The 23,276-nt window shown below is 65.2% G+C and carries 21 protein-coding genes; 20 read left to right on the forward strand and 1 reads right to left on the reverse strand.

Annotated features, from left to right (window positions below; translation table 11 throughout):
- The first annotated feature begins 104 nt into the window (after window positions 1-104).
- The 15 genes from WC815_09305 (at window position 105) to WC815_09375 (ending at window position 16,415) form a co-directional block, all read left to right on the forward strand.
- On the forward strand, window positions 105-530 hold the full coding sequence (locus tag WC815_09305) for an ATP synthase F0 subunit B (protein MFA5908958.1): 426 nt from the start codon (window positions 105-107) through the stop codon (window positions 528-530).
- A gap of 219 nt (window positions 531-749) precedes the next feature.
- Window positions 750-1,223 carry a hypothetical protein gene (locus WC815_09310; protein MFA5908959.1) on the forward strand — a complete coding sequence of 158 codons (474 nt, stop codon included), beginning with the start codon at window positions 750-752 and terminating at the stop codon, window positions 1,221-1,223.
- Between the two features lie 2 nt (window positions 1,224-1,225).
- Window positions 1,226-1,771, forward strand: coding sequence for an ATP synthase F1 subunit delta (gene atpH, locus WC815_09315; GenBank protein MFA5908960.1), 546 nt, complete (start codon window positions 1,226-1,228; stop codon window positions 1,769-1,771).
- 73 nt (window positions 1,772-1,844) lie between these two features.
- Window positions 1,845-3,380, forward strand: a complete 1,536-nt coding sequence (atpA, locus tag WC815_09320; protein MFA5908961.1) for a F0F1 ATP synthase subunit alpha — start codon at window positions 1,845-1,847, stop codon at window positions 3,378-3,380.
- A gap of 1 nt (window position 3,381) precedes the next feature.
- On the forward strand, window positions 3,382-4,293 hold the full coding sequence (gene atpG, locus WC815_09325) for an ATP synthase F1 subunit gamma (GenBank protein ID MFA5908962.1): 912 nt from the start codon (window positions 3,382-3,384) through the stop codon (window positions 4,291-4,293).
- Between the two features lie 98 nt (window positions 4,294-4,391).
- Complete coding sequence (gene atpD / locus WC815_09330; protein ID MFA5908963.1) at window positions 4,392-5,840, forward strand: F0F1 ATP synthase subunit beta; 1,449 nt, start codon at window positions 4,392-4,394, stop codon at window positions 5,838-5,840.
- 3 nt (window positions 5,841-5,843) lie between these two features.
- The gene (locus WC815_09335) at window positions 5,844-6,260 is read left to right on the forward strand and encodes a F0F1 ATP synthase subunit epsilon (protein MFA5908964.1); all 417 of its coding nucleotides are present in this window, start codon (window positions 5,844-5,846) and stop codon (window positions 6,258-6,260) included.
- Window positions 6,253-7,047 carry an ABC transporter permease gene (locus WC815_09340; GenBank protein ID MFA5908965.1) on the forward strand — a complete coding sequence of 265 codons (795 nt, stop codon included), beginning with the start codon at window positions 6,253-6,255 and terminating at the stop codon, window positions 7,045-7,047. Before WC815_09335 ends, WC815_09340 begins: the two co-directional genes overlap by 8 nt.
- Window positions 7,044-8,402: an ABC transporter ATP-binding protein gene (locus tag WC815_09345; GenBank protein MFA5908966.1), complete on the forward strand. Its 1,359-nt coding sequence runs from the start codon at window positions 7,044-7,046 to the stop codon at window positions 8,400-8,402. The genes WC815_09340 and WC815_09345 overlap by 4 nt, the downstream gene beginning before the upstream one ends.
- A 40-nt stretch (window positions 8,403-8,442) precedes the next feature.
- The gene (gene rfaE2, locus WC815_09350; GenBank protein MFA5908967.1) at window positions 8,443-8,913 is read left to right on the forward strand and encodes a D-glycero-beta-D-manno-heptose 1-phosphate adenylyltransferase; all 471 of its coding nucleotides are present in this window, start codon (window positions 8,443-8,445) and stop codon (window positions 8,911-8,913) included.
- Window positions 8,914-8,968: 55 nt separating this feature from the next.
- A complete protein-coding gene (gene mfd / locus WC815_09355) occupies window positions 8,969-12,544 on the forward strand; it encodes a transcription-repair coupling factor (protein MFA5908968.1) in 3,576 nt (1,191 codons plus the stop codon).
- A gap of 63 nt (window positions 12,545-12,607) precedes the next feature.
- Entirely contained in the window at window positions 12,608-13,711 is a 1,104-nt protein-coding gene (locus tag WC815_09360; protein ID MFA5908969.1) for a peptidyl-prolyl cis-trans isomerase, read from the forward strand.
- Between the two features lie 31 nt (window positions 13,712-13,742).
- The gene (locus tag WC815_09365) at window positions 13,743-14,264 is read left to right on the forward strand and encodes a UpxY family transcription antiterminator (GenBank protein MFA5908970.1); all 522 of its coding nucleotides are present in this window, start codon (window positions 13,743-13,745) and stop codon (window positions 14,262-14,264) included.
- Complete coding sequence (locus WC815_09370; GenBank protein ID MFA5908971.1) at window positions 14,264-15,310, forward strand: tRNA-dihydrouridine synthase; 1,047 nt, start codon at window positions 14,264-14,266, stop codon at window positions 15,308-15,310. The genes WC815_09365 and WC815_09370 overlap by 1 nt, the downstream gene beginning before the upstream one ends.
- A gap of 64 nt (window positions 15,311-15,374) precedes the next feature.
- Complete coding sequence (locus WC815_09375; protein MFA5908972.1) at window positions 15,375-16,415, forward strand: N-acetylneuraminate synthase family protein; 1,041 nt, start codon at window positions 15,375-15,377, stop codon at window positions 16,413-16,415.
- A 49-nt stretch (window positions 16,416-16,464) separates the two neighbouring features.
- Here WC815_09375 and WC815_09380 read toward each other — a convergent pair whose 3' ends face one another.
- Window positions 16,465-17,046, reverse strand: coding sequence for an outer membrane beta-barrel protein (locus WC815_09380; GenBank protein ID MFA5908973.1), 582 nt, complete (start codon window positions 17,044-17,046; stop codon window positions 16,465-16,467).
- 170 nt (window positions 17,047-17,216) lie between these two features.
- Between WC815_09380 and WC815_09385 the strand changes: the two genes are divergently transcribed.
- From WC815_09385 to WC815_09405, 5 genes are all read left to right on the forward strand, one after another.
- The gene (locus tag WC815_09385) at window positions 17,217-17,804 is read left to right on the forward strand and encodes a carboxypeptidase-like regulatory domain-containing protein (protein ID MFA5908974.1); all 588 of its coding nucleotides are present in this window, start codon (window positions 17,217-17,219) and stop codon (window positions 17,802-17,804) included.
- Window positions 17,805-17,940: 136 nt separating this feature from the next.
- On the forward strand, window positions 17,941-19,362 hold the full coding sequence (locus WC815_09390; GenBank protein MFA5908975.1) for an O-antigen ligase family protein: 1,422 nt from the start codon (window positions 17,941-17,943) through the stop codon (window positions 19,360-19,362).
- A gap of 19 nt (window positions 19,363-19,381) precedes the next feature.
- Window positions 19,382-20,701 carry a hypothetical protein gene (locus WC815_09395; GenBank protein MFA5908976.1) on the forward strand — a complete coding sequence of 440 codons (1,320 nt, stop codon included), beginning with the start codon at window positions 19,382-19,384 and terminating at the stop codon, window positions 20,699-20,701.
- A complete protein-coding gene (locus tag WC815_09400) occupies window positions 20,698-21,279 on the forward strand; it encodes a hypothetical protein (protein ID MFA5908977.1) in 582 nt (193 codons plus the stop codon). The genes WC815_09395 and WC815_09400 overlap by 4 nt, the downstream gene beginning before the upstream one ends.
- Window positions 21,236-23,110 (forward strand): CocE/NonD family hydrolase, encoded by a 1,875-nt coding sequence (locus WC815_09405; protein MFA5908978.1) that lies wholly within the window; start codon window positions 21,236-21,238, stop codon window positions 23,108-23,110. The genes WC815_09400 and WC815_09405 overlap by 44 nt, the downstream gene beginning before the upstream one ends.
- Window positions 23,111-23,276: the final 166 nt, after the last annotated feature.

Here is a 23,276-nt window from a genome sequence, read left to right on the forward strand (position 1 = left end):
TGGCGTTTGCCCAAGTCTGACGGCCGTCCAGGTCTTAACCCTAGGCCCCTTAGGCACCTTAGGCCCCCTAGGCACCCTACTTTCCGCGTGATACGATTAACCGTTTGTTAACACCAGACATCACCACCCTTTGGGTCGTCGCGTTCCTCCTCCTGTGCACGTATCTGCTGAACACCCTCGTGTTCAAGCCGATTCTCCAGGTGATCGACCAGCGTAGCGGCGCCGTTCGCGGCGCCCGCGAGCTGGCGGATTCCGCGGCCCATAAGGCCACCGCCGCCGCCGCTGAATACGACCAGAAACTCAACGCCGCGCGCGCCGAGGTGTACGGCCAGATGGACGACATGCGCAAGGCCGCGCTCGACAAGCGCGCCACGCTGCTCGGCAACACCCGCGCGACCGTCGAACAGGAACTGAAGACCGCCACCGCCCGCGTGCAGCAGGAATCGCAAGCTGCCCGCGACACGCTCGACCGTGACGCAAACAACCTGGCCGGCGCCATCGTGTCGCGTGTGCTGGGTCGCGCCTCCTAAGCAACAAGGCCGGAAATAGAAGTGACCAGCACATTCCTCGCCGCTTGTGAATTAAAGCGCAAACTATCAGCGGCGCTTCTTGTCGCCGCTTTGATGGCGTTTTCGGCGCCCGCCCTCGCCACGACCCGAGAGCATTCGCCTTCGCCGGCTACGCCGGCTTCGGCGGAACAAGCGCATGCGCCGGAAGCGGAGCATGCCGCTGAGCACAGCATCACCGACATGATCCTCGGCATGGGCTGGCCCATCGCCAACTTCATCATCTTCGTCGGCGTCATCTACTACTTCGGCAACGGCCCGCTGAAGGACTACCTCGCCACGCGCAGCGCCGCCATCCGCAAGGACCTGGTCGAGGCCGCCGCGCTCAAGGCCGCCGCCACCGCGCAACTCGCCACCATCGAACAGAAGCTCCAGGCGCTGCCGGGCGAGCTGAATGCGCTGCGCACCCGCGGCGCCGAAGAGATTGTCGCGGAAGAGAAGCGGATTGCCGCCGCCGCCGAGGCCGATCGCGAACGCCTGCTCGAGCAGACGCGCCGCGAGATCGACCTGCAGGTGCGGCTGGCCAAAAAAGAGATCCTCGAACACGCCGCCGACCTGTCGGTGCAGCTCGCCACCGAGCGCATCAAGAAAGAAACCACGCCGGCGGATCAGGATCGCCTGGTCGATCGCTATCTCGATCAGGTGAAGAAGAACTAGCCATGTCGCTACGCACCTCCGCCAACCGCTACGCCAAGGCCCTGTTCGACGTCGTCGTCGAAGAAAAGAACGACCTCGCCCAGGTCGACCGCGATCTGCAGGCCGTCGTGGCGATGATGCACGAGAGCCCCGAGCTGGCGAGCGCCGCCGGCCGGAGCGGCGTGACCGCAGCCGCGCGCAAGTCGCTGATGGAGGCGGTGGCCGACAAGATGGGCCTGGCCACGCCGGTGAAGAAGCTTCTCGTGCTGCTCGCCGAGAGCCGCAAGCTGAACCTCATCCCGGACCTGTCGGCCGCCTACCAGGAACGGCTGCTCGCGCACCAGAACATCGTGCGCGCCGATGTGACCAGCGCGGCGCCGCTGTCGGCGGAGAAGACGCAGGAACTGGCCGCGAGCCTCGGCAAGGTCACGGGCAAGAAAGTGGAACTGTCGGTCAGCGTTGACCCCGAGCTGCTCGGTGGCGTCGTCGCGAAGATCGGCAGCACGGTGTATGACGGAAGCGTCAGGACGCAGTTGACGCGGATGCGCCAGCAGTTGGTCGAGAAATAGGAAGGTCCGGCTAAAGCCGGACACCACATTGGTGGGAATGTAGCGTCCGCCTTTAGCCGGACCAAAGAAGCTTATGAGCATAAAAGCCGACGAGATTTCCAAGATCATCCGCGAACAGATCGGCAGCTTTGCCGTCGCCGTAGACGTGGCCGAGACCGGCACCGTGGTTTCAGTGGGTGACGGCATCGCGCGCGTCCACGGCTGCCAGCGCGCCATGGCGGGCGAGATGCTCGAATTCCCGCATGGGGTATTCGGCATCGCCCTCAACCTTGAAGAAGACAGCGTCGGCACCGTGTTGCTGGGCGACTTCACGGCGATCAAGGAAGGCGACCCCGTCAAGCGCACCGGACGCATCATCTCGGTGCCGGTGGGCGAGGAAATGCTCGGCCGTGTCGTCAACGCGCTGGGCCAGCCGATTGACGGCAAGGGTCCGATCCTGACCAAGAAGCTGTCGCCGATCGAGCGCATTGCTCCCGGCGTGGTCGATCGCCAGCCGGTGCGCGAGCCGATGCAGACCGGCCTCAAATCGATTGACGGCATGGTGCCGATTGGCCGCGGCCAGCGCGAGTTGATCATCGGCGACCGCCAGACCGGCAAGACCGCGGTGGCGCTCGACACCATCCTCAACCAGAAAGACACCGGCGTCATCTGCATCTACAACGCCATCGGCCAGAAGCAGTCCACGGTGGCGCAGGTCGTGCGCACGCTGGAAGAAGCCGATGCGATGCGCTACACCATTGTCGTCGCCGCTACCGCGTCGGACCCGGCGCCGATGCTCTACATCAGCCCGTACTCGGCGACGGCGATGGGTGAGTACTTCCGCGACAGCGGCAAGCACGCGCTGCTGATTTACGACGACCTCTCGAAGCACGCGCAGTCGTATCGTGAAATCTCGCTGCTGCTCCGCCGTCCGCCCGGCCGCGAGGCCTACCCCGGCGACGTCTTCTACCTGCACTCGCGGCTGCTGGAGAGAGCGGCGAAGCTGAACGACAAGCTGGGCGGCGGCTCGCTGACCTCCTTGCCGATCATCGAAACCCAGGCGGGCGACCTGTCGGCGTACATCCCGACCAACGTGATCTCGATCACCGACGGCCAGATCTTCCTGGAAGCCGACCTGTTCAACCAGGGCGTGCGCCCGGCCATCAACGTCGGCAACTCGGTGTCGCGCGTCGGCGGCTCGGCGCAGATCAAGGCGATGCGCCAGGTGGCGGGCACGCTGCGACTCGACCTCGCGCAGTATCGCGAGCTGTCGGCGTTCGCGCAGTTCGGCAGCAGCGACCTCGACAAGGCGACGCAGAACCAGTTGAACCGCGGCGCCCGTCTCGTTGAAGTGCTGAAGCAGAAGCAGTACGCGCCGCTCGCGGTCGAGCAGCAGGTGACTATTCTCTACGCCGGCGTCAACGGCTTCCTCGACAGCATCGCGGTGGCCGACGTCGGCGCCGCGCAGGACGAGCTGGTCAAGTTCATGCAGACCCGCTACGGCAACGTGCTGCAGGCGATCCGCGAAAAGAAGACCCTGGACGACGGGCTCAAGGCCGACTTGAACGCGGCGTTGAAGGAATTCGGTGAACACTTCGTGGCGATGAAGGGCAGCCTGGCGAAGGCCTAGCATGCCGTCACTTATCGACATTCGCCGCCGCGTCCGCGCCGTCAAGTCGACGCAGCAGATCACGAAGGCCATGAAAATGGTCTCGTCGTCGAAGCTGCGCCGGGCGCAGGAACGCATTCTCCGCGGGCGTCCGTACGCGCAGGAGATGCTCCGGGTGTTCAACAACCTGGCGACGCGGACCGACAGCGCGAAGCACCCGCTGCTGAACGACGATCCGCTGGCCGCGCGCACGCTGCTGATCGTGATCACCGCCGACCGCGGGCTGTGCGGCAGCTTCAACACCAACGTCGCCAAGGCGGCGCTGCAGTTCTCGATCGACCAGCCGAAGTCGCCCGACGGCCGCGACGTCGCCATGGCGCTGGTCGGCCGCAAGGGCCGTGACTTCTTCATGCGCCGCGGCTTCGACGTGCTCTACGAGGAAGTCGGCCTGTTCCAGCAGGTGAAGTGGGCGCACGCGCAGGCGATCGCCTCGACTGCGATCAAGGAATTCCTGGGGCCCGAGATCAGCTCCGTTTACCTGGTCTACAACGAGTTCCGGTCGGTGATTTCGCAGCGCGTCGTGATTGAAAAGCTGCTGCCGATTCCCCGTCTTCGCGCCGAAGACACGAACTCCGGCGCTTCCGCCTTGGCTACGCCGGACGCATCGGCTTCCCCGGCGGTGGATTACCTGTTCGAGCCCGACCCGCAGGAGTTGCTGAACACGCTGCTGCCGTTGCACGTGGCGGTACAGGTCAATCGCGCGCTGCTCGAGTCGTCCGCCGCCGAACATGCGGCGCGCATGCAGTCGATGGACAGCGCCACCCGGAACGCCAAGGAAATGGTGGACCGGCTGACGCTCTACATGAACAAGGTTCGTCAGGCCGCGATTACGCGCGAGATTATTGAAGTGGTTTCGGGAGCCCAGGCAACGTAGTCCGGCTAAAGCCGGACGCCACATTGATGTCCGGCACAAACCGGACCAGCAGGTTCGATTGTAGTGTCCGGCTTTAGCCGGACCGGCAGCGAGAACATATGGCTACAGCAGCAGCAGATCAAAAAGTCGGCAAGGTTATCCAGGTCATCGGGCCCGTCATCGACGTGGAATACGAGGGCGGGCACCTGCCGGCCATCTACAACGCGGTCCGCATTTTCGACGACGGGTCAACCGGTGGCGAGAAGGTGGACATCATCGCGGAAGTCGAGCAGCACCTGGGCGAAGGCCGCGTGCGCACCGTCGCGATGAAGCCCACCGACGGCCTGCAGCGCGGCATGCGCGTGATCGACACCGGCGCGCCGATTACGGTGCCGGTCGGTCCCGAGACGCTCGGCCGCGTGCTGAACGTTCTGGGCGAGCCGGTCGACTTCCCGGACCAGCCGGTGAAGTCGAAGGAACGCTGGCCGATTCACCGCCCCGCGCCCTCGCTCGAGGAGCAGTCCACCGAACTGAAGATGTTCGAGACCGGCATCAAGGTCATCGACCTGCTCGAGCCCTACCTGCAGGGCGGCAAGATCGGCCTGTTCGGCGGCGCCGGCGTCGGCAAGACCGTCATCATCATGGAGCTGATCAACAACATCGCCATGAAGCACGGCGGTGTGTCGGTGTTCGGCGGTGTCGGCGAACGCACCCGCGAGGGCAACGACCTGTGGCTGGAATTCCAGGAGTCGGGCGTGATCGACATGAAAGACATGTCGAAGAGCCGCGCCGCGCTGGTTTACGGACAGATGACCGAGCCGCCAGGAGCGCGCCTGCGCGTCGGCCTCTCGGCGCTGACCGTCGCCGAGTACTTCCGCGACGCCGAGAACAAGGACGTGCTGCTGTTCATCGACAACATCTTCCGCTTCACGCAGGCGGGCTCTGAAGTGTCGGCGCTGCTCGGCCGCATGCCGTCGGCGGTCGGCTACCAGCCGACGCTGCTGTCGGAAATGGGCGCGCTGCAGGAACGCATCACCTCCACCAAGAAGGGCTCGATCACCTCGGTGCAGGCCATTTACGTGCCCGCCGACGACTACACCGACCCGGCGCCGGCGACCACGTTCGCCCACCTCGACGCCACCACCAACCTGTCGCGCCAGATTGCCGAACTCGGCATCTACCCCGCGGTGGATCCGCTGGCGTCGTCTTCGCGCATTCTCGACCCGCGCGTGATCGGCGACGAGCACTACAACGTGGCGCGTTCGGTGAAGCAGATCCTGCAGCGCTACAAGGACCTCCAGGACATCATCGCCATCCTCGGCATCGACGAGCTGTCGGAAGAAGACAAGCTCACCGTGTCGCGGGCGCGCAAGATCCAGCGCTTCCTGTCGCAGCCGTTCTTCGTGGCGTCGCAGTTCACCGGCCTGGAAGGCAAGTACGTCACCATCGCCGAGACCATCCGCGGCTTCAAGGAAATTGTCGAAGGCAAGCACGACGCGCTGCCCGAGCAGGCCTTCTACCTGGTCGGCACCATCGACGACGTGATCGCCAAGGCGAAGCAGGGGTAACCCATGGCACTACCCACCAAAATCACGCTGCACATCGTCTCGCCCGACCACTCCTTCTCGCAGGAAGTGGACGAGGTGTCGTTGCCGGGCGTGGAAGGGGACTTCGGCGTGCTGCCCGGGCACACGCCGTTCTTCACCGCGATCCGCACCGGCGCGATGACGTATCGGCAGGGCACGGCGAAGCACAGCCTGCTGGTGTCGGTGGGGTTCGTGGAAGTGCTGCCCGACAAGGTGTCGGTGCTGGCGCAGGTGGCCGAGCGCGCCGAGGATCTCGACCAGGCGCGCGCCGAGGCCGGCATGAAGCGCGCGGAAGAAGTGATGGGCGCCGTGCCCCACGAGATCGACTTCGAGCGTGCGCGGCTGGCCATGCTCCGCACGTTGCAGCAACTGCAGGCGGAAAGCCGCAGAGGCGGTGTTTAGCAGTCTCGCGAAGCTCGTTCGCTACCGCGGGCTGATCCAGACGCTGGTCGTCCGCGATCTCAAGGCGCGCTACCGCGGCTCGGTGCTCGGTTTCTTCTGGTCGTTCTTCAACCCGGCCCTCCTCCTCTTCATCTACACCTTCGTCTTCACCAAGGTGTTGCCGTCGAGCCATCCGCCCAGCATGGAGCCGTTCGCGCTGTTCATGTTTTGCGGCATCCTGCCGTGGACGTGGTTCTCCTCCTCGCTGCTCGAGTCGTCCAACACGCTGATCGCCGGCGGCAACCTGATCAAGAAGGTGCTGTTCCCGGCGGAGGTGCTGCCGATCGTCACGGTGCTGGCGAACATGGTGCACTTCTTCCTGGGCCTGCCGATCCTCGCGGCGTTTGTCCTCTACTACCAGCGGCCGGTTGATCCGCTGGAGTTGCTGTGGCTGCCGGTGATCGTGCTGGTGCAGTTGGTCCTGACCACCGGGCTGGCGCTGTTCCTGTCGGCACTGACGGTGCACTTCCGCGACCTGAAGGACCTGCTCGGCAACATCCTGACGCTGTGGTTCTTCGCCACGCCGATCATCTACTCGGTGGACATGGCGCCGGCCGACATGCGGTGGTGGTTGAACATCAACCCGATGACCCACCTGATGCGGTCGTACCAGGAAGTGCTGTTCTTCGAAGGGCCGTTCGGCCACCAGCAATGGCTGGCCGCGCTCGGCCTCGGCTCGATCGTGGTGTTCCTGGCCGGGTATTTCGTATTCGATCGGTTGCGGGATAGCTTCGCGGAAGAAGTATGAAGCCGGCAATCGACGTCATCAACGTCTCCAAGGTCTACCGGCGCTACGCGCGGCGGCGGCAGTTTGCCACGCTCAAGTCGGCGTTGCTTGACGGCAGCCTGCTCGGCGACCTGAAGCCGGACGAGACGTTCCAGGCCCTCAAGAACGTGTCGTTCTCGGTGCCGAAGGGCTGCACCTACGGCGTGATTGGCCGCAACGGCTCCGGCAAGAGCACGCTGCTCAAGTGCGTGGCCGGCATCACCCGGCCGACCGAGGGCAAGGTGGTCGTTGACGGCCGCATCTCGGCGCTGATCGAACTGGGCGCCGGCTTCCACCCCGAGATCTCCGGCCGCGAGAACATCTTCATCAACGGCATCATGCTGGGCCTCACCAAGAAGCAGATCCAGCGCCGCTTCGACGAGATTGTCGACTTCGCCGAGATGCAGGACTTCATCGACGCGCCGGTGAAGACCTACTCGTCGGGCATGTACATGCGCCTCGGGTTCGCGGTGGCCATTCACGTCGATCCCGAAGTGCTGCTGGTGGACGAGGTGCTGGCGGTGGGCGACCAGGGCTTCACCCACAAGTGCCTCGACAAGTTCTCGGAGTTCCGGCGCCGCAACAAGTCGATCCTGCTGGTCACGCACTCACTCGACCTGGTGGAGAAGTTCTGCGACGAAGCACACTGGCTCGACAAGGGCGTGTCGCGCGGCGAGGGCGACCCCAAGCGCGTGGTCGCCGCCTACATCATCAACGTCGAAGACAGCGAAGAGAACGAGCTCGCCAAGGCCGAGGCCATGCGCGTCGCCGCGTCAGCGTCTGAGGTTCCCCAGGCTCCGCCACCCGACGTGGATGGTGAGAGCGCTCCCGAGAATCCGGTGGACGACGCGGAGACGGTGAGGGACGGGTTCAAGTCCACCGAAGGCCGCTGGGGCACGCGCGAGATCGAGATCACGAACGTCTCGATCAGCGGACCCGACGGCGAGTCGGGCCACGTGTTCCAGAGCGGCGACGACATCAAGGTGCACATGACGATGACGGCCAAGGAGCCGATCACGGACTTCGTGTTCGGCCTCGGCCTGTTCAACGCCGACGGCGTGTGCGTCTACGGCACCAACACCAACCTCGAGGAGTTCCAGCCCAGCGAGATCGTGGGTGAGTGCTCGGTCACGTTCGAGATCGATAGCCTCGACCTCGTTGAAGGCACCTACCGCCTGGACCTCGCGGCTCACAAGGCCGATGGTTACCCGTACGATTATCACCGGCTGCTCTACACCTTCCGCATCAAGTCGCGCGTGAGGGACGTGGGCATTTACCGTCCGGCCCACCGGTGGACGTTCGGCGGCGGCATCACCTTCAAAGGCTCCGCCGAGTAATGATGATGTCGCCTCCGTCTCTAGGCGGAGCGAGGGGCGAATGATCCTGTCATTGAACGAAGCCGTGGCGTTCGGGCACCGCGAGCGGAGTCTCGGGCGCACGATCATCTTTACCAACGGCGTCTTCGACATCCTGCATCCCGGCCACGTCCGCTACCTCCGCGACGCCCGCGCCCTGGGCGACGTGCTGATCGTCGGCGTCAACAGCGATCGTTCGGCGCGGTCGCTGGGCAAGGCCCCGGACCGCCCCATCCATCCCGAACACGAGCGCGTTGAAGTGCTCTCCGCGCTGGCGGCGGTGGATGTGGTGGTGGTGTTCGACGAAGAGACCCCGCACGCGATCGTCTCGGCCCTGCAGCCAGACATTCTCGTCAAGGGCGCCGACTGGGGCGCCGACGCCATTGTCGGCCGCGACGTCGTCGAAGCGCGCGGCGGCAAGGTGGTCCGCATCGACCTCGCCCCGGGCTATTCGACGACCGCCATCATCGAACGGATACGGACGGGGGTCTGACCCCGGATCCCGGTCGTGAGACAATAGAAAGCTCGGCGGTCAGGAAAGTTCGTGCATGTCTAGCGCTCCGTCACTCGCGTTACGGTCGCTGCTGATTTCGGTCATCGGGCACAGCGGGTTGTCAGACCCCACCCGGCGCATCAGCGGCGCGACTCCCCCTGTACGCGCGATGGCGGTGGCGGCGGCGTCCCGGCGCCTGCGCGACGGCGTCGTGCTCCTCGTCGTGCCCAACGACGCCGACATCGAGGCGGCGGTCAGCGACATCCGCTTCTTCCTGGGCGCGCTCGAAGGCTCGGCCGACGCGGTGGTTGAGCAGCAGGTGCTGCCGTTCCCGTCCACGCAGGTCGATCCCTATCGCGGGTTCCAGCCGCACCTGAAGGTGGCCTCGGCGCGGGCGCGGGCGCTCCATTCGCTCGCCATCCCCCTTCGCTCCTCTGGAGCTTCGGGGGGCAGGCCGGCTCTTGTCATCGTGGCGTCGGCGCCGGCGTTGCTGACGCGCGTGCCCGAAGCCGCGGCGCTGCTGCTGGCCTCCTACGAGATCACGCCCGGCATCGACATCGATCCGCAGGCGCTCGCCACCACGCTGGTGGCCGGCGGCTACGAGCCGGCCGACCCCGTGGACGCGCACGGCGAGTTCGCTCGGCGCGGCGGCATCCTCGACGTGTTCCCGGCCGGCGAAGAGCTGCCGATCCGCATTGAATTCATCGGCGACACGGTCGAGTCGATTCGCCGCTTCGATCCCGGTACGCAGCGGTCTGTCGAAACCCTGGATCGCTTCGGCCTCGTGCCGGTCCGCGAGGGGACGGGGCCTGGCACGGTTACATCGGATTTGTTTCAGTACCTGCGGACCCACAAGGCGCAGGTGTTGCTGTCTGAGCCAGCCGATGTGGAGAAGCAGGTGCTGGCCGCCTGGGAGCAGATTGAGACCTCCTATGCCGACGCCCTCGAGCGGCAGAAGGGCGCGCCGAAGGCGCCGCCCGCGGAGCTGATGCTGTCGTGGGCCGAAGTCGAGTTGGCGCTCGAAGGGGCGACGGTGCTCGAAGAGCTGGCGATCGGGGATCAGGGAACCGGGACTGAACTGTCGGTCCAGCCGGTGGCGTCGTTTCACGGGCGCATTGCCGACTGGGTGGCGGATGCGCGGGCGGCACAGGAACGCGGCGACCTGGTGGTGTTCGTGGCCGGCACGCACGGGCGCGCCGAGCGCACCGTTGAACTGCTGAAAGACTACGACGTGCGCGCGGTGATGGCCAGCGACGCCGGCGATGTCGTGGCCGGCGCGGTGCTGGTGGCGGAAGGGTGGCTGTCGAAGGGGTTTCGTTTACGAACCGGCGAGACCCCCGCCCTCCAGCTCTACGTCGAAACCGACATCTTCGAGGAAGAGCGGCGCAAGACCGGCGGTGGCCGCAAGCGCTCGCTCGCTGCGACCTTTCTCTCGGACCTGCGCGACCTCAAGGTCAACGACCTGATCGTCCACGTCGATCACGGCATTGGCCGCTTCGTCGGCCTCAAGCAGATCTCGATCGGCGGCGGCGACATCGTGCAGGAGTTCCTCGAGCTCCAGTATCACGGCGACGCCAAGCTGTTCGTCCCGGTGGAGCGGCTGGATCTGATCCAGAAGTACACCGGCGGATCGAACCCGCCGCTGGATCGGCTGGGCGGCGCGTCGTGGGAGAAGGCCAAGTCGAAGGTCAAGAAGGCGATGCGCGACATGGCGGAGGAGCTGCTCAAGCTCTACGCCGCGCGCAAGGCGGTGCCGGGCCACGCCTTCAGCGCCGACTCGCATTGGCAGGAAGAGTTCGAAGGCGCCTTCGAGTTCGACCTCACGCCCGACCAGGCCACCGCGGTGGCCGACATCAAGCGCGACATGGAATCGTCCACGCCCATGGACCGCCTGCTGTGCGGCGACGTCGGCTACGGCAAGACCGAAGTGGCGATGCGGGCCGCGTTCAAGGCGGTGATGGACGGCAAGCAGGTCGCCTTTCTCGCGCCCACCACCGTGCTCGCCGCGCAGCATCTCAAGACGCTGACGGAGCGCTTCGCCTCGTTCCCCGCGAAGATCGACATGGTCAGCCGCTTCCGGACCAGGCAGGAGATCAAAGAAACGCTGGATGCGCTGGCCTCCGGCCGCCTCGACGTGATCGTCGGCACGCACCGGCTGCTGTCGAAAGACGTCCAGTTCAAGGACCTCGGCCTGCTGGTCGTGGACGAAGAGCAGCGCTTCGGCGTGGCGCACAAGGAACGCATCAAGCAGATGCGCAAGAAGATCGACGTGCTCACGATGACGGCGACGCCCATCCCGCGCACGCTGAACATGTCACTGGTCGGCATCCGCGACATGTCGATCATCGAAACCCCGCCGAAGGATCGGCTGTCGATCCAGACCAACGTGGTGAAGTTCGACTCGGCGGTGATCACGCGCGCCATCCGCGCCGAGCTCGCGCGCGGCGGCCAGGTGTTCTTCGTCCACAACCGCGTCGAGTCGATCTACTCGATGGCCAACCTGATCCAACGCCTGGTGCCCGAAGCGCGCGTCGTCGTCGGACATGGCCAGATGGCGGAGGACACGCTCGAAAAGGCCATGCTCGACTTCATGACGCACAAGTGCGACGTGTTGTTGTCGACGACCATCGTCGAGAACGGCCTCGACATCCCGAACGCGAACACCATCGTGATCAATCGCGCGGATCGGTATGGCCTGTCGCAGCTCTATCAGTTGCGTGGACGCGTCGGCCGCAGCGACCGCGCGGCGTACGCGTATCTGCTGATCCCGCCTGAAGAGGCACTGTCGCCCGTCGCGCGCAAGCGCCTGTCGGCGATGAAGGAGTTCAGCGACCTGGGCAGCGGCTTCCGCGTCGCCGCGCTCGACCTCGAGATCCGCGGCGCCGGCAACCTGCTCGGCGGCGAGCAGAGCGGCACCATCGACTCGGTCGGCTTCGAGATGTACATGAAGCTGCTCGAAGAGACGATTCGCGAGCTCAAGGGCGAGGATCTCGAAGACGACGTGCGCGCCACCGTGAACCTGAAGGTGGACTTCCGGCTGGACGAGGCCTACGTGCCCGACATGAACCAGCGCCTGATGATCTACCGGCGCATGGCGGCGGCGCGCAGCGAAGACGAAATCGCGAAGAACGTCGCCGAGGTGCGCGACCGCTACGGCCCGCCGCCCACCGCCGTGCTCAACCTCGCCGACTTCGCCCGCATCCGCGTGCTGGCCGACAACCTCGGCATCGACACGGTGGATCGCGACGGCCCGCTCGTGGTGTTCAAGTTCCGCGAGAAGGCCAAGGCGGATCCGATGCGGCTGATTGGCATGGTGCAGGAACGTGCAGACCTGACGCTGCTGCCGCCCAGCACTGTGAAGCTCGACCTTCGGCCCGCGCCCCCTGCACCCCCGAAACCGGCGCCGGCCGGCCCGAAATCGCCCCTGCAGAAGCTGGCGGAGGCGCGCGGGCCCAAGCCCATCCCTAAGCCAAAGCGCCAGCCAGCCTGGTGGACGGCTCGCGCTACGGCCGGGGAGGTCACGCCGGGCTTCACCAAGGCCGAAATCCTGAAGGCGGCCCCGGAAGACCCCCGGGCGCCGGACGGAGTCTTAGCTAAAGTGACCGAGTTCCTCGAGGACCTGGGCGACTAGGGTCTGACCCCGAGCGGGCAGTGCCGAGGGGTCTGACCCTGGCGCGGCTATAATTGGAGATCCATGAAATTACGAATTACCGGCCTGACCGCGGCGGCCCTGGTCCTGGCAGCGTTCGCCACGGTCAGCGCTCTTGCCCTGAGCGAGCATGGTTCCGGCGTCGCCGGAAGCGCGCGAGTCGAAGGGGATATTCTCGAACAGGTCCTGGTCAAGGTGAACGGCGAGATCATCACCAAGACCGATCTCGAGCAGAAGCAGATTCTCGCGCTGCGGCAGAAGAACCCCAACCTGCGCCCCGACAGCGACGCCGCCTTGCAGGCCGCGCTCCTCGAAGTGACGCCGCAGGTGATCGTGGACGCCGTGGACGAACTGCTGATCGTGCAGCGGGGCAAGGAGCTCGGCTACACGATGTCAACCGAGCAGTTCAACAGCATCCTCGAGAACATCAAGAAAGAAAACAAGATCGAGACCGACGAAGCGCTGCAGGCGGCGCTCAAGCAGGAAGGCATGACCATGGCCGACCTGCGCAAGCAGTTGGAGCGGACCTCGGTCATCCAGCGCGTGCAGCAGACCGAAGTGATGTCGAAGCTGCAGGTCACCGACACCGAGCTGAAGGCCTACTACGACGCGCACCTCGGCGACTTCGACACCGTGCCGCAGGTGACGCTGCGCGAGATCACCGTCGCCGTGCCGGCCGACCCCCAGGGCATCAACGTCGGCAAAGACGACGATGCCAAGGCCAAGGCGGAAGAGGTCCGCGCCAAGATCGTGGCGGGCGAGCCGTTCGCGCGGCTGGCGGCGGACTATTCGGACTCCGGTTCCAAGGCCAACGGCGGCCTGGTCGGCCCGCTCAGCAAGGCGGATCTGTCGGAAGAGTTGCAGAAGGCCATTGCCGGCCTGAAGGCCGGCGGCCTCACGCCGGTGCTGAGGACGACGCGCGGCTACCAGATCATCAAGGTGGAAGCGCTGCAGGATTCCACCACCAAGCCGTTCGAAGAGGCCAAATCGGACATCGCCGACAAGATCGCCAACGAGAAGCGCAAGGTCGAGTTCGACAAGTTCCTCGAGAAGCTGCGCACCGACGCCATCATCGACTGGAAGAACGACGACCTGAAGAAGGCCTACGACCTCGGCGTGAAGTCCTTCAGGGGCACCGTCACCCAGTAGGGCGCCCCTTCAGGGGCGCCGCCGTCTATTCATGGATCCCAACCACCTTCGCCAAGATTCTGGCGCGTCAAGCTGGTTTGCGATCTGGACCAGGTCGCGGCACGAAAAGCAGGTTCGCGACCAGCTGGACAAGAAATCCGTCGAGGTCTTCCTGCCCACCATTGGCAAGTGGAGCCACTGGAAGGATCGCAAGAAGAAGATCGACTGGCCGCTGTTCCCCGGCTACGTCTTCGCCCGCTTCGTGCCCGATGAGCGGATCGGCATCCTCAAGTGCGACGGCGTCGTCCAGATCATCAGCAACAACGGCGTGCTGTCGTCGATTCCGGATGAGGAGATCGAGAGCATCCGGACGCTGGTCGAAAGCGAGCTGGCCTACGATCCCGTCCCGCTGATCAAGGAAGGGGACATGGTGAAGGTGACGCACGGCCCACTCCGCGGCGTGGTCGGGCGCCTGGTTCGCAAGGGCGCGCATGCTCGCCTCGTGCTCTCGGTGGACTTGATCGGCCAGGCGGTCGCGGTAACCGTGGACGCGTCGGACGTGAAACCCTACTAATGAAGATCGGCACCGTCCAACTGGACTCACCGTTCGTCATCTCGCCCATGGCAGGCATGACCGACACGGCGTTTCGCCGCCTGGTCAAGCGCCAGGGTGGGTGCGGGCTGGTCGTGTCTGAAATGGTCAGCAGCGAGGGCCTGGTCCGCGGCATCGATCGCACGCTCGAGTACGCGGAATACACCGAGGAAGAGCGGCCCGTCTCGATCCAGATCTTCGGCGGCGAGCCGGCCAGGATGGCCGAGGCCGCGCGCGTGGTCGAGGCCATGGGCGCCAACATCGTTGACGTCAACATGGGCTGCCCGGTCCCGAAAATTTCCAGGCACAACGCCGGCTGCAGCCTGATGCGCGAGCCGGGGCACGCCGCCGAGATCATCGCCGCGATGACGAGAGCGGTGACGATCCCCGTGACCGTGAAGATGCGCAAGGGCTGGGACGCCGGCGAGGTCAACGCGCCGGAGCTGGCGAAGCGCGTGGAAGGCGCCGGTGCGGCGGCCATTGCCGTGCACGGCCGCACGGCGGAGCAGAGTTACAGCGGATCCGCGGATTGGGATGTCGTCGCCGGCATCGCCCGGTCGGTGAGCATCCCGGTGTTCGGGTCGGGCGACTGCGTCGAGCCCGAAGACATCGTGGCGCGGATGCAGTCCGGTGTCAGCGGCGTGTTCGTCGGCCGCGGAGTGCTGCGCAATCCCTGGATCCTGGCCCAGGCGCAAGACCTGATGGCCGGCCTCCCGGCGCGCGTCGTCACCGACGAAGATCGCGGGCAGTTCCTGCTGGACTACATGGGCCTGCTGCTGGCCGATGAACTCGGCGAGCAGGAGGGGTTCCGCCACCTGGTGATCCAGGCCACGCGTCCACGGCCGGTAGACTCGAAAGAGCGCTGGGTGATCAACAAGCTCCGCGCCCTCTGCGCGTGGTACAGCAAGGGCTTCGAGGGCGGCGCGCAGTTCCGCATCGGCGTGAACTCGGCGAAGTCGATCGCGGAGGTCGAAGCGCTGATCGCCAACTTCTTCCTGCGTGAGGCGGGTCTGACCCCGAGCAAGTAATGCCGAGGGGTCTGACCCGGCCGCAGCCACACCGCCCCGCACGGCGCGATAGAATCAAACAACCGTGACTCCCGAAATCATCATCGCCGGCCGCCGGGTCGGGCCCGCGCACGTGCCGCTTGTCGTCGCCGAAATCGGCATCAACCACGAGGGCAGCCTGGCGGTGGCCCGCGAGATGGTGGATGCCGCGGCCCGCGCCGGGGTCGAAGTGGTGAAGCACCAGACCCACGTCGTGGACGACGAGATGAGCGGCGCCGCGAAGAAAGTGGTGCCGGGTAACGCCGACGTCTCGATCTACACGATCATGGAGCGCTGCGCGCTGTCGGAAGCCGACGAGCGGCAGCTCAAGGACTACGTCGAGTCGAAGGGCATGATCTTCATGAGCACGCCCTTCTCACGCGCGGCCGCGGACCGCCTCGAGCGCATGAACGTGCCGGCGTACAAGATCGGGTCCGGCGAGTGCAACAACTACCCGTTGTTGAAGCACATCGCGTCGTTCGGCAAGCCCGTCATCCTCGGCACGGGCATGAACACCATCGAGAGCGTGGCGAAGGCCGTGGCCATCTTTGAGCAGGCCGGCACGCCGTACGCGTTGCTCCACACGACGAACCTCTATCCCACGCCGCCGCACCTCGTCCGCCTGGGCGCGATGGTGGAGCTCGGCAAGGCCTTCCCGCGCGCGGTGATCGGCCTTTCGGATCACACCACCGACAACATCGCCTGCATCGGCGCCATGGCGCTCGGCGCGTCGATCGTCGAACGCCACTTCACCGACCACATGTCCCGCGTCGGCCCCGACATCGTCTGCTCGATGGACGAGGCGCACTGCCGCGAGCTGATCGAGGCGGCCAAGACCCTGCACGCGGAGCTGGGCGGCACCAAGGGGCCGGTCAAGGAAGAGCAAGTGACGATGGACTTCGCGTTCGCGACGGTCGTCACCATCCAGCCGGTCAAGGCCGGCGAGGCGTTTACGAAGCAGAACCTCTGGGTGAAGCGGCCCGGCACGGGCGCCATTCCGGCGGAGCGTTACGAGGGCCTGCTCGGCAAGACCGCGAAACGCGACATCCCCACCGACACGCACCTTTCCGACAGCGACGTTCGCTAGGTGCGACCACCAGGTCCGTGTCAATACGGTGAGTAAACCGAGAACCGAGCTAGAACGCGAAGATTCCGACGACGGTGATGGCGCGGTTGCGCTTGACGAAACCGCCCAGCGGAACCACTTCGACACGTTTCAAGCCCGAATCCCAGCGTCCCTCAATGCCAATGCGGCCAAACTGACGGCCGAGGCCGATAACCAGGCTGATGTCTTTCGCGATGTTGTCCTTGATGTCCGCGGTACCGCCGGGAACTTTCAGGCTGGCGCGCACCGGAATGGAAAACTGTGGACCCTGCGTGGTGTAAAGGCCCTTGAACAGTTTGGTCCGGAGCAACAGGGAGAGATTCACGTAGGTCGTGGAATAGGTGGTGTTCGTGCCGGCGTAGGCCACCTCGGCCCGGCGCTGCGACAACTGGACCTCCGGCTGAATCTGGAAGTACTTGTCACGCCGAAGCACGGCAAAGCCGCCGAGCAGGAGACCTTGCTTGGCGCTGGTATCGCTTTTCGGCGTGGTCGCGAAGTAAGACTGGTTAACGCCGGCCATGATGGCAACCGCGGGAGCGTCCTGGGCAAAGGCCATGCCCGCGGACGAAGCGAACACAAACAGGAACAGCCACGAAGCACGGGCACCCTTCATCGTCTCAACCTTCCAGAAACCGAGTCTGGCTGAGGAGTATACGCTTGAATCGATCGTTTTTGGCAAAACATGGGCTGTTTCGTTGTATTTTCGCTTGCGTTCCGTGACGCACCATGCCAACCTTCAGCCATAGGTGTCTCAACTGATTGGACACCAAGGACATAATGGTCATGCGTAAATCGCTCGCGGTTCTGCTTTCTGCGTTGACGCTCACGTTTGGGGCACCGATCGTCGGCATTGCGCAGGCACCCGCTTCAACACTGCGTGGCCAGATCGTTGATGCCGGCGGTCGCGGCGCGACGGGTATGCGCGTGGAGCTGGTGAGCGACCGCCTGGTGGTGGCCACAACTATCAGCTCGACCGACGGCCATTTCAACTTCGCAGGGGTGCCGGCCGACAACTACGTGGTGCGAACCACCGTCAACGGCCAGCCGACCGGAGTGCGGGTATCGGTGACGGCGGGTCAGAGTGCGGCAACGGCTCTGCTGGTGCTGCCAAGCGTGGCCGCGGCGTCTCCTGGCGTGATTCTGGCAGTGGTTGGCCCGGCGCTTGGAAGCATCGTCGCCGCGACAGTGACCATCGTTGGAAACACGATTGTCATCCAGTCAGCCAACAACAGCGACCTGAATTTCGTGGCCACCAGTGTTGCTCAAGCCCAGGCTTACCTTGAGACTTTGAACGCGCAGGTCCCCGCGCCGCCTGGGACGCCACCGCTATTCACCTTCATCCCGACCGTTCCCGCGAGCGGTACCCAATAGCTCTGACACTCGCAAGAGCGTCCTAATAGTTTCAGCTTCAGCCGCGGCGGCCTGCTTTCAGGGCCGCCGTTTGCTTTTGGCACCAACAACGCAGTCGTCTGTTCCACCACAAGTAGAGGCCGTGTAGGATCGGCCGGTGCGGCTCTTCCCGACTTCCGTCATCCTGCTGCTGGCGTGGGGAGCGCTGGCCGTGGGCGGGTCTCCCTCTTGGGCCGCCGCTCCGGTTGCGGTGTTTGCGGCCACCACCGGGATTCTCGGATTTCTCGAGCGACGCGAGAGTGCCCCAACGCTTCCGCACCGGCCCGTGATCCTTGCGCTGTGCCTGTTCCTGGCGGCGATCGGGGTGCAACTGGTGCCGTTGCCAGAATCCATCGTCACCAGGTTGAGTCCGGCTCATGATGTCGCGGCGTTCGAGCGGCTGCTCGCCACGGCAGACCGGCGCGACCCGGAGTTGGTGCCAACGGTCGCCGCGGGCGCATCACGTCCCCTCTCGATTGCTCCCGCCCGCACGTGGTGGGGACTTGGCTTTGCGGCCGCCTTCGCGCTCTTCACATTGGGGGCTGCTCGTGGCTTGTCGGCGGTCAGCCTTCCGAGGGTATCGCGGGGCATATTGCTCCTGGGTGCAGTTGTTGCGTTTATGGGGCTCTATCAACGGACTCGCGACTCTTTCGATCTGTACGGCCTGTACGCCCCCCTTGCTCCCAGCCGTCTCTCTGCACCATTCATGAATCACAACCATCAAGCAGGATGGCTCGTCATGGTGAGCTCGCTCGCGATCGGGTTGTTCGTCGGTGAAGTGGCTCGGGGCATGCGGACTGTTGCGTCGGCCTGGCGGGCACGCATCCTCTGGTTTTCTACGAAACAAGCGAACGTCGCCCTCTTGCTGCTGTTCACGATCGCTTTGATGGCCATCGCAATCCTGGCCACCCAGTCTCGATCAGGCGCCGCGACGTTCTCGCTGGCGTTGGTGGCAATGCGCTGGTGGGGTGGGCGCAGGCAGGCCTCCAAGTTGCAACGCCGTGCGGTGACCGGTGGGCTGATCGCCGTCATCCTGCTTGCAGTCGCAATCAGTGGTTCCGACGTGGCAGCGCGCATTGCGGGTACGTCTTGGTACACGATGGACGGGCGGGTGGCAGTTTGGAATGACACACTGCCAGTTCTCAGCCATTTCTGGCTCACAGGCACCGGCTTCAACACGTATGGCACCGCGATGCTGCACTACCAAACAGCTGCTGATGGGGCTCAATATGTCGAAGCGCACAACGACTATCTGCAACTGGCTGCTGAAGGAGGGCTGCTGGTTGGCATCCCAACGTTGATCCTGATTTCAAGTCTGGTGGTTGAGATTCGTCGCCGTTTCAACGAACGCGCCGACGACACCCGCACCTACTGGGTGCGGGTCGGTGCTGTGACCGGGCTCGTCGGTATTGCTGCACAGTCACTGGTGGAGTTCACGTTGCAGATGCCGGGCGCCGCGGCGATGTTCGCGACGCTGCTGGCCATTGCCATTCACCACCCGCGGCCCAGGATGGCCAGCCCTGAACGGCATGCCGAGTAACCCGCGAGCGGTCACGCTGTTGGCGCTGGTGATCGCAAGCGCCAATGTGGCGTCCGGCTTTAGCCGGACCCAATGGTTCATGGCGACGAGCGAGACAGCCGTTGCTATCAGCGACGATTCATCCGCTGCCGCCCGCGTCCTCGCGGCCTTGACGATGGCGCGGGCCGTGATGCAGCAGGTGGCGGCCGTCGAGCCGCTGCCGCCCGTGCGGGCGTTTGCCGTGAAGAATGAGGCGATGCTGCGGGAACTGATGCCGCAGTACTGGGAGCGCCGCGGCGTGCGGCCCCACGGGGCCTCGTACACCGGACCACACGCCGCCTTCATCGCCGTTCGCACAGACATCCCGATCCCGCAGCAATTCCCGTTGTTGCTGCATGAGTACGTGCACCTGCTGACCGCGGCGCATGTACCCCAGGCACCCGCCTGGCTGGATGAAGGGCTGTCGGAGTTCTGGGGTGCGCTCGTGCTAGACGGCCAGCGAATCGTGATTGGCCGCCCGCCTGCGCGTCACCTGAATCTGTTGCGCACGCGCACGTGGCTGCCGCTGGACGACATGCGGCAACACCAACGGGGAAAATTGGCAGCTGACCAGGCCCGGGCGTCGATGTTCTACGCGCAGTCGTGGGCCATCGTGCACTACCTGCTGCTTGGTAGAGGCTCGACCTCGCCACTCACTTTCGCGCCGTCCGAGCAGCAGTGGACGCCGCAACTCGATGCCGCCGTTCGTGTCTATGTGACCGGAGGACAATTTCGCGAAGTCTCGATTCAATCAAGCCACGACGTCAATGTAGCGTCCGGCTTCTTGGGCGCCGACTCGTCCGCCGTAGCCTCGGCGAAGGTGGAAGCCTTGGCGAAGGCGGCTAGCCGGACCCAACCACAACCCATTTCCGAAGCACGATCACTCGCCGAACGGGCAAACATGCTGGTGTTTGGCGAGCGGCCGGACGCCGCCCTGCCGCTGGTGCGCCGGGCGCTGTCGCTCGATTCGCGAGAGCCGCTGGCCCTCGAGGTGATGGGCACACATTACTTCCTGCGCAATCAACCGGATCAAGCCCGGGCCTGGCTCTCGCAGGCGCTCGACGCCGATCACGATCGTTACAGTTCCGCCTTGTACCTGGCGTTGCTGTCGTCGTCGCCATCAGACCGCGAACGCTACCTGCAGGCAGCCGTGAGGGCGAAGCCAGACTTGACGGTGGCATGGCAGCGCCTCTGGACGCTGTACGACGAAGACGGCCGCGGTGAGCACGCGCGCCGTTGGTGCGATCGACTCACGGTATTGCTGCGGCCCTGGTTGTGGGTTGACCAGCCGTTGCGTTGCGACGGGCAGGTTCGGCGATGACGTCGAACAGTCGCTGGCCATCGCCGCTGTCGCTGATCGTGTTCATTGCCGGACTGGTTGCCGCGGCAGCCTCAGGCGTCTGGACCTATCGCGCGGTCGGCCTGTACGGCGGCCCCATCCTCACCGGCTTTCACCGCGAATGGAATCCGCGGACCCGCAGCTATCAGCTGGTGCACGAGACCACCACCAACGCCGGTTTGCGCATCCGCCGGCTGCTCACCGATACCCTGGACGTGCAGCAAACCGACCTGAGTGGAGCCGCGGTCGGGCCCGTCGTCGAGCAGCTGACCAACAGTGGCACACGCGTCGCATTCTCGACCCGCAACGATGGGGTGATCGACGCGTTTGCCACTCGTGACGCCAGGTTGGGGACCGCGCGAATCGAGGTTGCCACCAAACGCGACGGCCGGATCGACCGCTGGGAGCAGTACGCCAGGGAACAGTTGATTCGCGTCGATCTCGATACCGACGGCAACGGCAAGGCCGATCGGTGGATGACCTACGAAGACGGCATCCTGATGGACACCTTCATCGATGCCAACGAAGACGGCCAGCCCGATGGTCCGCCTGCGCGTTAGGTTCGGCGCCGCGCTCGGCGCCGTCGCGCTGTCGATGGTGCTGGTTGGCAATCCCGGCGCGCAGACGACGAGGACGTTCAAGTCCACGCGGGCCTGGTCCGAGTTCGTGACCATGCGCGACGGCGTGAAGCTGGCCGTCGACGTCCATCTGCCCGAGGGCCTGGCGCCGGGCGAACGCACGGCCACCATCCTGCACATGTCGCGCTACTACCGCTCGGTCGCGGTGCGTGGCCCGTGGAAGCCCTTCGCCGGGTTCGGCGTAATCCCGATCACCGAACTGGATCTGCGCGAGCCGATGGTCAAGGCGGGCTACTCGTGGGTGGACGTGGATGTCCGCGGCGCCGGCGCCTCGTTTGGCCATCACGACTATCCCTTGTCCCAGGTCGAAGTGCGTGACGGCGCCGAAGTGATCGACTGGATCGTCAAGCAGCCGTGGGCCGCGCGCGTGGTTGGCACGACCGGCGCGTCCTACAACGGTTCCATGGCGCTGATGCTATTGGGCAATCGCCACCCCGCGCTCAAGGCGGTGGTGCCGCGCTTCAGCGGCTGGGACATGTACGAGGATGTGTGGCTTCCGGGCGGTGTCCAGAGCCATCCGTTCCTGTCTGCCTGGTCGCGACTGGTCGAATCGTTCGATCGCAATCGTTTCCCGGATGTGTTCGGCTGGTCCACCGGGCTGGCGATCAGAAGCGTGCGTCCCGTCACCGAGGCCGAGCTCGAGCCGGCCATCGCGCAGCATGTGAGCAACGTCAACGCGTTCGATCTCCTGAGTCCGGTCGTCTACCGGGATGATCCGCTGACGCCGCCGCTGCCGGTCACGATTGACAACTTCAGTCCGCATACCACGACCCCGCCCGGTGTCCCGATCTATGCCTATAGCGGCTGGTTTGATGGAGCCATGGTCCGCGGCGAAATTCGCGCCTACCTGGCATTGGCGCACGCCGGCAGCCGGCTGCGCCTCGGGCCCTGGTTCCATGGCGGCGAGTTCAACGCCAGTCCCTTTGCCAGGCGCGGTCAGCGTCCGTTCGATCACGCCGCCGAGGTCATCCGTTTCTTCGACCAGCATCTGCGCGGCATCGATGCCGGCGCCGGTCACGAGGCGCCGGTGCAGTACTACACCATGGGCCGTGAAGAGTGGCGCGGCAGCAGCACCTGGCCGCCACCTGGAGCCACGTGGCAGTCCTGGTACCTTGACGCGGATCGCGCGATGACGGCCACGCCGGCCACCGCCGCCGACGCGGACGACACCTACCAGGTGGATCCGGCGCAAGCCAGCCCGCCCGGATCGCGATGGGGCCTGGTGGTCGGCACCAGCGCAAGGCGGGGTTACGGCAACCGCCGCCGCCTCGAAACGGGGATGCTGACCTATACCACCCCGGCGCTGCCCCAGGCCCTGGAGGTCACCGGGCACCCACGCGTGCGGCTATTTGTCGCATCCGACGCGACCGACGGCGCCGTGTTTGCCTACCTGGAGGACGTCGCGCCCGATGGCCGCGTCACGTATGTCACCGAAGGCCAGCTGCGGCTCATCCATCGGCAGGCCACGCTTGGGCCGGGCGACCTGACCCCGGTCCGCAGTTTTCGAAGGGCTGATGCGCGAGAGATGGTGCCGGGCCAGGTGACCGAAGTGGTGTTCGACTTGCTGCCGACGTCGTACGACTTTGCCGCCGGCCACCGGATTCGCCTTGCCTTCGCCGGCCACGATGCCGCCAACTTCTCGCACCCCTATCCGGCCCGGCCCCCGGTCTACCGGATGCACCGCGACTCCCTGCATCCCAGCCGCCTGGAATTGCCGGTGTTCCGGCCGACCGCGAATGGTCGGCTGAGGTAGACTCTGCGAATACACCGAAATTCCAGATCCTGTGCAAACGGGTCGATTCTGGAAAAACAGGGAGGATTTTGCCCCCCAGCCTACGGCCGGGAATACTGCATCGACGCGCCCGCCCGCGGCCCCGCCTGTAAGTCAGAGGGCGAAGCTCTATCCAACTCCGAAAGAG

Source organism: Vicinamibacterales bacterium, from assembly GCA_041659285.1.
Taxonomy (GTDB): Bacteria; Acidobacteriota; Vicinamibacteria; order Vicinamibacterales; family UBA2999; genus 12-FULL-67-14b.